At 48.6% G+C, this 13,042-nt stretch carries 9 protein-coding genes and 1 pseudogene; 8 read left to right on the top strand and 2 right to left on the bottom strand.

The window, feature by feature from the left end:
- Positions 1-269 precede the first annotated feature (269 nt).
- Both QT996_RS02970 and QT996_RS02965 read left to right on the top strand, forming a co-directional pair.
- On the top strand, positions 270-2,630 hold the full coding sequence (locus QT996_RS02970; protein ID WP_333044399.1) for an Rne/Rng family ribonuclease: 2,361 nt from the start codon (positions 270-272) through the stop codon (positions 2,628-2,630).
- A gap of 1 nt (position 2,631) precedes the next feature.
- Positions 2,632-3,315, top strand: coding sequence for a ribonuclease HII (locus tag QT996_RS02965; RefSeq protein ID WP_333044448.1), 684 nt, complete (start codon positions 2,632-2,634; stop codon positions 3,313-3,315).
- A gap of 352 nt (positions 3,316-3,667) precedes the next feature.
- On the opposite strand, the gene QT996_RS02960 is transcribed toward QT996_RS02965, so the two are convergent.
- Positions 3,668-6,661, bottom strand: a complete 2,994-nt coding sequence (locus QT996_RS02960) for a PAS domain S-box protein (protein ID WP_333044398.1) — start codon at positions 6,659-6,661, stop codon at positions 3,668-3,670.
- 683 nt (positions 6,662-7,344) lie between these two features.
- Here QT996_RS02960 and QT996_RS02955 point away from each other — a divergent pair.
- Together QT996_RS02955 and trpD are read left to right on the top strand one after the other, a co-directional pair.
- Positions 7,345-7,518 (top strand): hypothetical protein, encoded by a 174-nt coding sequence (locus QT996_RS02955; protein WP_333044396.1) that lies wholly within the window; start codon positions 7,345-7,347, stop codon positions 7,516-7,518.
- A gap of 9 nt (positions 7,519-7,527) precedes the next feature.
- Positions 7,528-8,643: an anthranilate phosphoribosyltransferase gene (gene trpD / locus QT996_RS02950; protein WP_333044395.1), complete on the top strand. Its 1,116-nt coding sequence runs from the start codon at positions 7,528-7,530 to the stop codon at positions 8,641-8,643.
- Between the two features lie 215 nt (positions 8,644-8,858).
- Here trpD and QT996_RS02945 read toward each other — a convergent pair whose 3' ends face one another.
- The gene (locus tag QT996_RS02945) at positions 8,859-9,452 is read right to left on the bottom strand and encodes a retropepsin-like aspartic protease (RefSeq protein ID WP_333044394.1); all 594 of its coding nucleotides are present in this window, start codon (positions 9,450-9,452) and stop codon (positions 8,859-8,861) included.
- 359 nt (positions 9,453-9,811) lie between these two features.
- Here QT996_RS02945 and carA point away from each other — a divergent pair, with 359 nt between their 5' ends.
- From carA to QT996_RS02925, 4 genes and pseudogenes are all read left to right on the top strand, one after another.
- The gene (gene carA, locus QT996_RS02940) at positions 9,812-10,969 is read left to right on the top strand and encodes a glutamine-hydrolyzing carbamoyl-phosphate synthase small subunit (RefSeq protein ID WP_333044393.1); all 1,158 of its coding nucleotides are present in this window, start codon (positions 9,812-9,814) and stop codon (positions 10,967-10,969) included.
- Positions 10,970-11,121: 152 nt separating this feature from the next.
- Positions 11,122-11,478 (top strand): STAS domain-containing protein, encoded by a 357-nt coding sequence (locus tag QT996_RS02935; protein WP_015176627.1) that lies wholly within the window; start codon positions 11,122-11,124, stop codon positions 11,476-11,478.
- 383 nt (positions 11,479-11,861) lie between these two features.
- Complete coding sequence (locus QT996_RS02930; RefSeq protein WP_333044390.1) at positions 11,862-12,308, top strand: ribonuclease III domain-containing protein; 447 nt, start codon at positions 11,862-11,864, stop codon at positions 12,306-12,308.
- A gap of 263 nt (positions 12,309-12,571) precedes the next feature.
- Positions 12,572-13,042: pseudogene (locus QT996_RS02925) on the top strand (23S rRNA (guanosine(2251)-2'-O)-methyltransferase RlmB); the annotation flags it as partial.

The following is a 13,042-nucleotide window of genomic DNA, read 5'->3' as shown; positions in this document are numbered from 1 at the left end:
AAGCCTCCTTATTTCTCTCTCGCAGATTTATCTGCTGAGCATAACTCATAACTCTGTACGGGCGGGTTTAACTACTTTATCTGTAACAGTTAACTGTTAATACTCAACAGTTAACTGTTAACAGTGAACGGTCAACAGTTAACTTTCCTTCCACCCTGCACCAACTCACAGCTAATAACTCTTCAAGCTACTACTAATTACAGTCTAAGTCAGAGGCACTGTTGTGCGTAAGTGTCTCTAACTTGCTGCCAGTTTTTTGAGGAAATTGAATGACAAAGCAGATAGTTATAGCAGAGCAGCATCGCATTGCTGCCGTCTTTTCAGAAGATCAAATCCAAGAACTTGTGGTAGCCACAGGCAGCCACCAAGTCAGTGACATTTACTTGGGAATTGTTGAAAATGTACTCCCTGGGATAGATGCGGCATTCGTTAACATTGGCGATCCAGAACGTAACGGGTTCATGCACGTAACAGACCTCGGCCCGCTGCGCCTTAAACGCTCGGCAGGAGCAATTACAGAACTCCTGACCCCCCAGCAGAAAGTGGTGGTACAGGTAATGAAAGAACCGACGGGCAGCAAAGGCCCCCGGCTAACAGGCAACATTACCCTGCCGGGCCGCTATTTGGTACTGATGCCCTACGGCAGGGGAGTCAATCTCTCGCGGCGGATCAAGTCGGAAGCCGAGCGCAACCGCCTCAGAGCCCTGGCTATTTTGGTGAAACCTGCCGGGATGGGGCTGCTGGTACGCACCGAAGCTGAAGGGATGACTGAAGAAGCCATCATGGAAGATTTGGAAGTGCTGCAAAAACAGTGGGAAGCAGTTCAACTCGAAGGCGGTACCTCGCGGGCGCCGGCACTGCTCAACCGGGATGACGATTTTATCCAGCGGGTGCTGCGAGATATGTTCAGCGGTGACGTGAATCGGATTGTGGTGGACTCGCAAAATGGAATTAAGCGGGTGAAGCAGCAGTTGATGAGCTGGAACGGCGGTAAACTTCCTGCGGGAGTTTTGATAGACCACCACCGAGAGCGCGCCTCGATTTTAGAATTTTTCCGCGTTAACGCTGCGATTCGAGAAGCCCTCAGACCGAGGGTGGATTTGCCTTCGGGCGGTTATGTGATTATCGAGCCGACTGAGGCGCTGACGGTGATCGATGTCAACTCTGGCTCGTTTACTCGATCGGCGACGGCTCGGGAAACAGTACTGTGGACAAATTGTGAAGCAGCAACGGAAATTGCTAGACAACTGCGGTTACGCAATATTGCCGGGGTGATTATTGTTGACTTTATTGACATGGAGTCCCGCCGCGATCAGTTGCAGGTGCTGGAACATTTCAATAAAGCTCTCAAAGCTGACAAAGCTCGGCCACAAATCGCTCAACTGTCGGAATTGGGACTGGTAGAACTGACTCGCAAGCGCCAAGGTCAAAATATTTACGAGTTGTTCGGCCACAGTTGTCCTACTTGCAGCGGGTTGGGTCATCTGGTGCAACTCCCTGGGGAAGAAGACTTTGCAGCAGCGGTGCGGGAATCGAGCGATCGCACTGTTGCTACCTCGAACCGCGTTTTGTTGAATTTGCCCGAAGGATTGGAACGTCGCAGCTTGACGCCTGTGGCGGCTGCAACTCCTGCCCCGGTGCGGGAAGAACGCCCCCCCGAACCTGCTCGGGCTGCTTGGGAACCTCAGAGCGAAAGTTTGGATTTTGAGACCGGCAGCAATGCCTCGCCTTTGGACTTGCTCAACCATCCCAGTTATCAGGATTTGGGGAACGGAACCAGACGGCGCCGCCGCCGCCGGATTGGTGAAGAGCCTTTTGCCCTCCCGGTGGAGGAGGAACCGGTACGCAGCAAGTTGCGGCTGCCAAATACTCCAACTGCGCCCGTGGCGGATACGCGCTCTGAGTATCTGGCCCCTCCCGGCATCCGGGCTGCTTCGGAGGGCTTCGGGCTGGTGAATATGGCGACTGTGGGCAGGCGCGAGGATTTCGAGCGCGTGCGTCCGGCTAAGTCTGAGTTGATGAAGCCGATGGTGGAGCCTCCGGAGGTGATTTCGGTGGAAATGACGGCGGAGGAGCAGGATGTTTATGCGCTGATGGGGGTTTCTCCTTTGGTGCTTACAGATCGCAGCGTGAAAAATCCTAAGAATGCGATCGTTTCGGTGACTCTCCCCGGAGCGGCCCCGAACAAGCCGCCTTTCGAGCAGCTCGAATTTGAATTTGAAGCGACGACGCCTGCACAGAATGTTGAGGAACGGGATTATTATCCTGAAAGGTCGGTAGTTGAGCCTGTTTTTTCTGAGGATGAGGATGATGAGGCCCAAATTTATGGCGAGAGTTTGATCGACGAAACTGATGATTTTGATCAGATTGAGGAACCCAGCGATGTGATGGGCGAATCCTATGAACCGATCGAAGTCAATGAGCCGATCGAATCCAATGAGCCGATCGAACTCAATGAGCCGATCGAACTCAATGAGCCGATCGCATCCAATGAGCCGATCGAATTCCAGGAGCCGATCAAACTCAATGAGCCGATCGAATCCCAGGAGCCGATCGAACCCAGCGAACCCGAGGAGCCTGCTATCAACCGCCGCCGCCGCCGCCGCTCGTCAGCCGTTGTGGATGAGTGATATGAAGTCAGAGGGAAGAAGGAAGAAGTCAGAGGGAAGAGGGAAGAAGGAAGAAGTAGAAATTTTTACTCTCTTCCCATCTTTCCATCTTCCCCTTTCCCCCTCTCCCTCGAACGCTCTGGTAATTGCGGGTGTGGATGAAGTCGGACGAGGCGCTTTGTTCGGGCCGGTGGTGGCTGCTGCCTGCATTTTGCCCGACGAAGTTCTCGCTGAATTAGCAAGTTGCGGGGTGCGCGACAGCAAGCAGTTGAGTGCCACAGCCCGGAGTCGGTTAGCTATGAAAATCCGGGCTGTGGCTGTTGACTGTCAAATTGGTGTGGCTTCGGTGCGGGAGATCGATCGTCTCAATATTTTGCAGGCTTCTTTGTTGGCGATGAAACGGGCGATTTTGAAGTTGAAGGTAACGCCGAATTTGTGTTTGGTTGACGGGAATCAAAAGATTCCCAATTTGGCGATCGCGCAAGAGACGATGATCAAGGGTGATGCGCGATCGATTCAGATTGCTGCTGCTAGTATTGTGGCCAAAGTTTGGCGCGATGAATTAATAGTACGTTTGGCTGTTAAGTATCCTGAATATGACTTGACAAATAACAAGGGATATGGAACACCAAAACATAAATTGGCTTTGGAACGCTGCGGTGTATCTGTCTTTCACCGACAATCTTTTAGTCCTTGTCAAAAATAGTTAGTTATATCTCAAATCTTGCACCATTCTCAACTAGCCCTTGCATTTTATCCCAAAATGTCAAATAAAGGGCACAGAAACAATCAGGTAGTTCAATGTTAACCATTCTTAAACAGTAAGTACCAGTATTATTAGTGGCTTTCTCAATCATTAGCAATGGTAAGTGCGGGCAGTAATTTGAGTTGTGATAAAAGCCAGGGTTTCAGCAATACAGAACATAAGCAAAACTTCTCTATGTAGGGAGCCATATCCACGGCACCTTACCGCTTTAGTCAGGGCGAGTTTTATGAGAACTTTAGTCCTCACTAGAAACCGCGACTCGTGAGTCCGATGCGATCGCCCCGATCGCACTTTAGGATTGTTTGATCGGTTGTTCCATCGGCAATTCTATGATAAACTCGGCTCCGTGGCCCGGTGCAGACACGCAGCTAAGTTTGCCACCGTGTTCTTGGACAACTTTGTAGGAAATTGACAGGCCTAAACCGGTGCCTTTGCCAGCGGGTTTGGTGGTAAAAAAAGCCTCGAATAACTGCTGGCAAACTTCCTCTGGCATACCGGGGCCGTTGTCCGAAATCCTAATTACAGCATGGGAGTTTTGGACTTCTGTCCTAATTTTAATCTTGCTGCGGTTAGCTTTAACTTCGGCAACGGAACGCCCTTCGTTGTATTCCTCGATCGCGTCGATCGCATTTCCGATCAAATTCATAAATACCTGATTGACTTTCCCGGCATAACACTCAACCAAAGGCAAATTTCCATAGTCCTTAATTACCGCAATTTCGGGATAGTTGCCTCTGGCTTTCAGACGGCTTTGCAGGATCAGCAGCGTTCCTTCAATCCCTTCGTGCAGGTTAACTTTGCTCATTTGAGAATCATCTTTGCGGGAGAAATTTCTTAGCGATCGCACGATTTCCCGAATGCGATCGGCCCCTACCTGCATCGAAGACATCGCTTTCGGCAAATCTTCTAGCAGAAACTCTAATTCGATATCCTTAATTTGATTTTGAATTGCTGCCGGCGGCTGCGGGCAATGCTGCTGGTACATATCGAGCAAATTCAGCAAATCTTCCGTGTAGTGGCCGACGTGGACGAGATTGCCACAGACGCTGCTAACGGGATTGTTAATTTCGTGAGCAACACCAGCTACCATTTGACCGAGAGTAGACATTTTTTCAGTATGGATTAATAAGGCTTGAGTTTGCTGCAATTCATGCAAAGTATTTTCGAGTTGAAGTTTTTGTTGGGTTAACTCTGTTTGCGATCGCAGCAAAGCTTCTTCACTGCGTTTCTGCTCGGAAATATCAGTAATTAACCCTTCCAAAGCTATCAATTCTCCCGAGTCGGAAAACACTCCCAAACCTTGCTCCCAAACCCATTTTAATTCGCCATTTTTAGAAGTAATTCGGTAATTTAGCTGATACGGTCGATTTTCTTGCAAGGCAACTTGCACGGCATTCCACAAATTATCACGATCGTCCGGGTGAGTCAATTCCGAGATAGAAACTTCCCGAGTCCCTATAAATTCTTCAGGAGAATAGCCGGCTAACTGATAGCAACCTTCGCTGACAAACTCCATACTGCGATCGGCATCGTTGCGAAAACGGTAGGCCATTCCCGGCAAATTGCTCATCAGCGTCGCCAGGGCCCGCTGGCTTTCCCGTAGGGCTTCTTCGGCGTGTTTGCGATCGGTAATATCCGTCATCACCGCCAGCATACAGAGTTCGCCGTCCAAATTAATCAATTCCGCTGACAGCAAACACACCACCACCGATCCCGACTTCATCCGAAACTCGCACTCCTGATTGCGAACAACACCTTGTTCGTGCAAACTTCGCCTAAAATTCAGTCGGTCTTCAGGCCTTACCCAAATATTTAACCCCGGTACTGTATTCCAGGTAGTTTCTTCTAAATCGTAACCAGTCATCGACAAGAAACTATCATTAACTTCAATAAAACGACCCTCATCAAAAGTAGTAATAATCATCGGATCGGGACTCGACCGAAAAGCTTTAGAAAATTTTTCTTCCGATAACCTCAACTTTTTAATAGCCTCTTCCAACTGACTTGTCCGCTCTTTAACCCGGCATTCCAATACCTCATTAGCCTGCTTCAGGGTCTCCTCCGCCTGCACCCGATAAGTGATATCGCGCACCACGCCTTGCAGCCCCATTTTGCCGCCGATATCCATAGAAGTTAGCAGCACTTCTGCCGGAAACTCAGAACCATCCAAACGGCAGTGCCGCCAGTCAAAACGGCAATTTCCCGATCGCACAGCCGTATTAACTCGCTCTTGATAAAGACTCAGAGAATCTTGTCCGTCCGCTTGCAACGGCGGGCTGAAGTCCGAAGGATGCTTGCCGCAAAACTCCGATTCAGTGCTGCATCCAAATAACTTTAAAGTAGCCGGATTGCAATCCAAAAAACCCTGTTCGTCTAGCAACATTACCGCATCAGTCGTCGATTCGTACAAAGTGCGAAACTTTTTTTCTGACGCCTGCAAAGAAGCAATCAACTGCATCTTTTCCTCTGCCGCCCGCTTTGACTCGGTAATATCCTGCATTACTTGAGAAAAGCCCTGCAACTTTCCCCTTTCATCGCGCAAAGGAGTAACAATAATATTCGCCCAAAATCGCGTTCCGTCTTTGCGAAGCCGCCAGCCTTCATTTTCGTATCGACCTTCTGCCAGCGCCCTGATTAATTTTTCTTGGGGCTTGCCGATTTTAAGATCTTCTTTGGTGAAAAAACACTCCGAATTATTGCCGACTATTTCATGCGCTCTATATCCAAAAATTCGTTCTGCACCCGAATTCCAGCTAGCTACATACCCATCAGGAGCTAACATAAATATAGCATAATCCTTAACGCCTTCAATTATTAAGCGCAGGCGTTCTTCGCTTTCTCGAAGTGCAGATTCTGCTTGCTTGCGCTGGGTGATATCTTCTACAAAACCTTCGTAGTAGAGCAATTTACCCGCTTCATCGCAGACAGCCCGGGCATTTTCAGCGATCCAAATTATTGTTCCGTCTCGGCGATAAATCTGCGACTCAAAATCCGATACGATGCCCTGTTCTTGCAAAGCATAAACAAACTGATCGCGGCGATCGGGATTGACGTAAAGCTGATCGCTAATATCAGTCAGACAAGCCATCAATTCTTCGGCAGAATTATATCCATAGATGCGAGCCAAAGCTGGGTTAGCGCTGATGTAGCGACCGGATTGGGTTGTTTGAAAAATACCCGACACAGCATTTTCAAACATACTATAATATTTTGCTTCCATTTGGTGCAGTGCCTCCGCGACATTCAGGCATTCTATCGCTTTATTTCCTACTTTTTGATTTCCCACTTTTGAATACCCTGCTCTTGTTTGTGAGTTGAATATTTTTGGTCTACCGCCTGTTAAATTTGAGCCGTTAGTTAGGCTGAAAGATGGTGTGTCGCAGCCGGAGACGAGTGTGTTTATTCATCTGTCCTACTGGGCTGTTAGTTGTTAGTGGTTGCTGCAGAAAGTTTAGTTGTTCGGGTATTTATTTGAGGCTTGAGTGGCGGTCACGATCGCATTGGCACCTCGATCAACCGGCAGTGCAGGTGTTCTAGCAAAACCTGCTCCTTGAAATATCCCTGAATATATTAGCAGTTGAATACCCTGAAATAAGTTAGTAGCAAGGGTGCTGTTACAAAAAAGCGACTTCTACAACCGCAAGAGCCTATTTTTAGGATTTGGGTGAGAGTACGATCGACTATTACGCGAGGCAACAAACCCGCCTGCAATAGCTAAATGCTCGCTCTCCTTGCTCTCAGTCGATTTGAGATTTGAGATTTGAGATTCAAGAATTGACTCCACAGATGAATCTGGGGCTCCCTAATGTCTAAAGTTTTTTGCTCTCCACAACTTTTGTCGGAAACTTTTATCGGTCTTTGGGTGCTCTGAGTTACTGTTAAGTATTATTGCTGATAGATAATACAGCAGACTGCTGGCAGTTATACGATCAGGGGTTTGTATGTAAAGTTGGCACAACAATAGGGTAATTGTTGTATCAAAAAATTCATATTCTGCTGCTGCCGGGGGAAAAATTCTGTAGCGGTGCTGGCATTTGGGCAAAAATCTGGGTTCGATCGCGCAAAATGTGGTCGGCAAGTCTGGTAAAATCCCGATCGATTCTCGGTTTGGCCGCAAAGCTCGATCGGGCTAAATTTGACTAGAACTAATAAATGACAGATTCTCCTCTCTTAGCAACGCCAGAGTTAGCCCCAGCTTCAACCCAGACGGCGGATTCTCCTGTGTGGCCAGCCCTCCTGCAACAAGTATTAGACAGACAATCTCTCTCACGCGCCCAAGCAGCCGACTTGATGCAGGGATGGCTAGCCGAAGTTATTCCCCCCGTCCTCTCAGGAGCAATTTTAGCGGCCATCCAAGCCAAAGGCATCTCGGCGCCAGAATTGGTAGGAATGGCTCAGGTATTGCATTCTCAGTCGCTTGCAGGTGAGGCGGAGAGCGTTTTCAATTCCCAATCTCCAATCTCCAATCTCAAATTAATTGATACTTGCGGCACAGGCGGCGACGGCGCATCCACGTTTAACATTTCCACTGCTGTAGCTTTTGTGGCCGCCGCCGGCAAAGTTCGAGTTGCGAAACACGGAAATCGCTCCGCATCGAGCAAAGTGGGTTCTGCTGACGTGTTGGAAGCACTCGGAGTCAACCTCAACGCCGATTCCGTGAAGGTAAGATCTGCGGTAGACTCCGTGGGCATCAGCTTTTTATTTGCCCCTGGGTGGCATCCCGCACTTAAGGTTGTAGCGTCGCTCCGGCGCACTTTGAAGGTGCGGACTATTTTTAACCTATTAGGGCCCCTTGTCAATCCTATGCGCCCTACAGGGCAGGTAATTGGGGTGTTCGATCCTAGTTTGGTATCAACTATTGCTCAAGCTTTGGGCGAGTTGGGGACTGAGTTAGCTGTAGTCGTTCACGGCAGAGAAAAATTGGACGAGGCGGGTTTGGGAGATGTGACTGATTTGGCGGTTTTGTCGGATGGCAAAGTGGAACTCACTACTTTAGACCCCCAAAAGGTAGGATTGACACCAAGTGCGATCGGCTCGTTAAAAGGCGGAAATGTTGAGGAAAACGCCGAGATTTTGCGGAACGTTTTGCAAGGCAAAGGTACGCCCGCACAAATGGATGTTGTAGCTTTGAATGCGTCTTTGGCTTTTCAGGTGGGAGGTGCAATTCCTATGGGTTCTCACGCAGCAGGAGTTTCTATGGCTAAGGACATTTTATTGAGCGGCGAATCTTGGTTGAAGTTGCAGCAGTTGATTGAGTTTTTGAAATGAAGGAAGAAGGAAGAGGGAAGAAGGAAGAAGGAAGAAGGAAGAGGGAAGAAGGAAGAGGGAAGAAGTAAAGAAAAATTTAGAATGCCAAAATCTTCCCGATCAAACCGTCTAAAACTCAGCCTTCTGCATTCATAGTTTTTCAAGTTGGGAAACTTTTTTCTCTCTTCTCTTCTTGTTGGTTAGTAAAAAAAATCCTTCTTCCTTCAACCCTCTGTTTAAGAGCGCGATCGAAATTCAATCACATCTTGCTTAATCGTTATGTCTTTATTACCAAAAAAATCGTGACCCAATAGTCCGATATCTAGCGACGGGGAGACTGCGACAACTACATTATTAACCGCCAGACCCCCGGCTTCAATAGAAGTCAAACGACCGAGGGGAAAAGTAGCCACGCCGTTGGGAGTTTGTGCTTGCACTGTTCCCTGGAGAACAAGGCTCAAGGCTTTAGCCATTGCTGGTGTAATTACTGTGCCACTAGCTCCAGAATCTACCATCATCTCGAACTTTTGTTTGCCGTTAAATGTGACTTCTATGACTGGGATATTAGCCTCTCGGCGTTTGATTTTTGCCTGAAACACTCCCGACTTTGCTGCGGGCGAAGTGGCGGGAGTCAATTCTTTGGGGAGAAAACCGCAGACTGATTGGCTGAGGTTGAGGGTTCGGCCTGACGAGCTCCGCATGAAGCATCCCTCACTTTCTTGAGCCACTGCGGGCGAGGAGTTGGCAACAGTCCCTATTAAAATTGAACTGCTCAGAGAAATAGCTGTTGTTACAACCAGTAACGGTTTGCACAGTTTTTGAGAGTTCACTAGATGCTTGTATAAGTTTGAGAGTAAAGGCAAGGGAGATTTACTAGCCATAGTTTCGTTAAACGCTGTAGCTCGATCGTAACAGCGACAACTGCCTTTTGGTATAGATATAGAATTTCCGCCCGCCGCCTAAGCTGCTGGCAGATAAATTGCTGGCGCGGGGGCAGATCGAGAATTTGCACTTATTGCTGCTTTTTGATTACCTGTGGCATGAGTGCCTCCGGCATCGGGCTTCCGGCATAAGTGCCTTGCTTTTCCGAAGCCTTGCACAAATTAAAATAATATCTGTATATTGCCGACTAGCATCAAATCCCTGGCAGTGGTAAGAATTAAACCAAACGAAAGTAATTAAGGATGTCATGTCACTTTCAACTGCACAACCCGCTCTCCTAGTCCTGGCTGACGGTACTGCTTACCGCGGCTGGTCGTTTGGCGCTGACGCCACCGTCGTTGGCGAGGTAGTATTTAATACGGGAATGACGGGCTACCAAGAAGTATTGACCGATCCCAGCTATTGCGGTCAAATAGTAACTTTTACTTATCCAGAATTGGGCAATACCGGGGTAAATCTCGAAGACGAAGAATCCTCGCGCCCGCAAATTCGAGGTGCGATCGCCCGGAACGTGTGCAGCCGCCCCAGCAACTGGCGCTGCTCGCAATCTCTGCAAGACTATCTGAAACAGTACGATGTCCCCGGAATTTATGGGATCGACACCCGCGCCCTCACTCGCAAAATTCGCACGGTGGGAGCGATCAACGGTGGCATTTCGACCACGATTCTCGACCAGGCGGAACTTTTGGAGCAAGTGCAAGATGCCCCCAGTATGGACGGGCTGAATCTGGTTCAGGAAGTCACCACTCGCGAGGTTTACGAGTGGTCTGAAGCCACGGACTCGGTTTGGGAGTTCAGTCCTACAGTCAAACCTGCTAACGGCCAAATGTGGACGGTGGTAGCGCTAGACTTTGGGATCAAGCGCAACATCCTGCGGCGTCTGGCGAGTTACGGGTGTCGGGTCATCGTTGTCCCCGCTGACACGTCGCCGGAGGAAATCCTCAAATACAACCCCGACGGCATTTTTCTGTCCAACGGCCCGGGAGATCCGGCGGCGGTAACGGAAGGGATCGCGACTGCGAAAGCTTTGTTAAAGTCGGACAAACCCGTATTCGGCATCTGCATGGGACACCAAATTTTGGGACTTTCCTTGGGTGCAGAAACTTTTAAACTTAAGTTCGGCCACCGGGGATTGAATCATCCAGCGGGTTTAACTGAGCAAATAGAAATTACTAGCCAAAATCATGGTTTTGCGATCGACCCCGATTCCCTAGCCCCGGAAGTAGAGATTACTCATCTCAATTTGAACGATCGCACCGTAGCCGGATTGAAACATAAAACTCTGCCACTGTTCTCAGTCCAGTACCACCCAGAAGCCAGTCCAGGCCCGCACGACGCCGACTATTTATTCGATCGATTCGTCCAGTCAATGCGAGACAATCAGAAAGTAGCCAGCAGTAAATAGTCAGCAGTCAGCAGTCATTAACCGTTGACTGCTGACTCAAAAAAACTAAAAACCACTGAAAAAAAAAACTGTAGACAAAAAACCAAAAAACTCCTATAATGAAGCCTCGACTTTAAGCCATATCTAGCTAGGAGGGTGTCATTCCTGAGTCATTGACCCTGACCGTTAGCCTCAGAGGCACTCGCGAAGTCAGGAATAACTGTCAGTTATTTCGCCTGACGGGCCTGCTGGACGCTTTTTCTGAGGCCACTTTTCGGAAGGTAATAAGCAAATGTATTGACGAGGGCCCAAAACACGTAATTTTGGACTTGTCTCAGATAGACTTTGTGGATAGTTCAGGCTTGGGCGCACTTGTGCAACTTGTCAAAAAAGCCCAAACCTTGGAAGGGACATTGCAAATTGTCTCAAATCCCCGCGTAACTCAGACGGTTAAACTGGTTCGCTTAGAGAAATTTTTGTCTTTGCAGCCTTCGGTTGATGAGGCGGTAAAAAACGTCAAGGATGCTTGACGCCAAAGTGAATTAAATTAGCTATCCGGTTCTCAACGCTGGATAGCAAATTTTTATTTTTGTGCTGGTAAAACAATACCGATTTTCCCAGAAGCTGCGACACGCGCCAGCCGCTATTTTCCCAATGCTTAGAGTTTCGGTGGAGGGGAAGTAAAATATGTGTGGCAAACACGCGGAAAAATGGTATAAAAATTAGAGCATCGCGATTTGGTAAAAAGCCTTTTTTAGGAGTGCGATCGTCGCGCCAAGCTTTGCCTATATATCTCGCTTCGTGATCTGACAGCGAACACTCCTGGGAAAGCTATAATTGCTGAAGTAACGAAAGACGCAATAAGTAAGTGACTAGAAAAACCAAGCTGTGCGGAAGTTTTATTTAAAAAAGTATGTCGCCGATCGCAGATGACGGGCTCAAACTGAGTCTGACGGATATCAGTTTAAATCGAGTGCATCCTGCGAGGGCTACACCAGCAGAAATAGAAAGAATTTCGCCCGCAGCCTGGGCATATTTGGGAGATGCAGTGTACGAACTCTACGTTCGGAGTTCGTACTTAGTGCCACCCAAAAAATTGCAAGCTTATCACGAATTAGTGGTGGGGCAAGTACGAGCCGAAACTCAAGCGCGTCATTTGCGATCGCTCTCTCCTTACTTGAACAGTACAGAATTAGCAATTGTCAAGCGCGGCCGCAATGCTGCAGCGGGCCGTTCTAAGCGAGCAGATCCAGAGATATACCAACAAGCCAGCAGCTTAGAAACCTTGGTCGGATATTTGTATCTCACCGATCCCGAAAGATTGACCGAACTTCTGGCACTTTTAGATCTTGAGACTTAAAGGATTTAGCAGTTAAAATTTGGGAATGGGGAGGGATTAATTAACCATCCTTGCACGGCTAAAATAAAACCGCAAAAATCGCGATCGGCAAAACAGGATTTATCAGTTATTAACTAGCAATTTGAACACAGCAAAATCCTTGCTCCCTCCCTAGAATATCTAAAATCTCAAAGCCCCAAGATTGCTCCCTCAATCAAGAATCTCACATCTACAATCTACAATCGATTAGCCTTCAGCCAAAACGTTTTGACCACAAGAAACCAATGAGAAAATTTACCCGACCAAACTCCTCGCGATCAAATTCCGACAGCAAGCCATTCCAAAGCGAAGGCCGCCGTCAGGACTCACAACCATCCTCTCCCCGCTTTGAACGCAAGCCCCGTCCCGACACTCGCGGAGTAGACGCGCCTCAGAAGCGATCAACCTTCGCCCCGCAATCGCGAGAAATGCCCGTGAGAGCAATTTTCAAACGCAGAGTCGATTCCGACGGCCAACCATCCCTTCGCAGAAATAATACTTTCCAAGACAGAGACAGCAGCCCGCAGGAATCCCGGGGCAATTATTACCAAGACAGAGACAGCAGCCCGCAGCCGGCCCGCAACAATTTCCGAGACAGAGACAGCAGCCCGCAGCCGGCCCGCAACAATTTCCGAGACAGAGACAGAGACAGCAGCCCGCAGCCGGCCCGCAACAATTTCCGAGACAGAGACAGAGACAGCAGCCCGCAGCCGGCC

The organism is Microcoleus sp. S13C4 (assembly GCF_036700865.1).
GTDB lineage: Bacteria > Cyanobacteriota > Cyanobacteriia > Cyanobacteriales > Microcoleaceae > Microcoleus.
Note: the sequence above shows the minus strand (reverse complement) of the source record. Positions and strands in the feature narration are given on the sequence as shown.

Coding starts and splice junctions, on each gene's coding strand:
- trpD (WP_333044395.1), top strand. CDS start 7,528: ATGACAGATTCTCCTCTCTTAGCAACGCCAGAGTTAGCCCCAGCTTCA.
- carA (WP_333044393.1), top strand. CDS start 9,812: ATGTCACTTTCAACTGCACAACCCGCTCTCCTAGTCCTGGCTGACGGT.
- QT996_RS02970 (WP_333044399.1), top strand. CDS start 270: ATGACAAAGCAGATAGTTATAGCAGAGCAGCATCGCATTGCTGCCGTC.
- QT996_RS02965 (WP_333044448.1), top strand. CDS start 2,632: ATGAAGTCAGAGGGAAGAAGGAAGAAGTCAGAGGGAAGAGGGAAGAAG.
- QT996_RS02930 (WP_333044390.1), top strand. CDS start 11,862: ATGTCGCCGATCGCAGATGACGGGCTCAAACTGAGTCTGACGGATATC.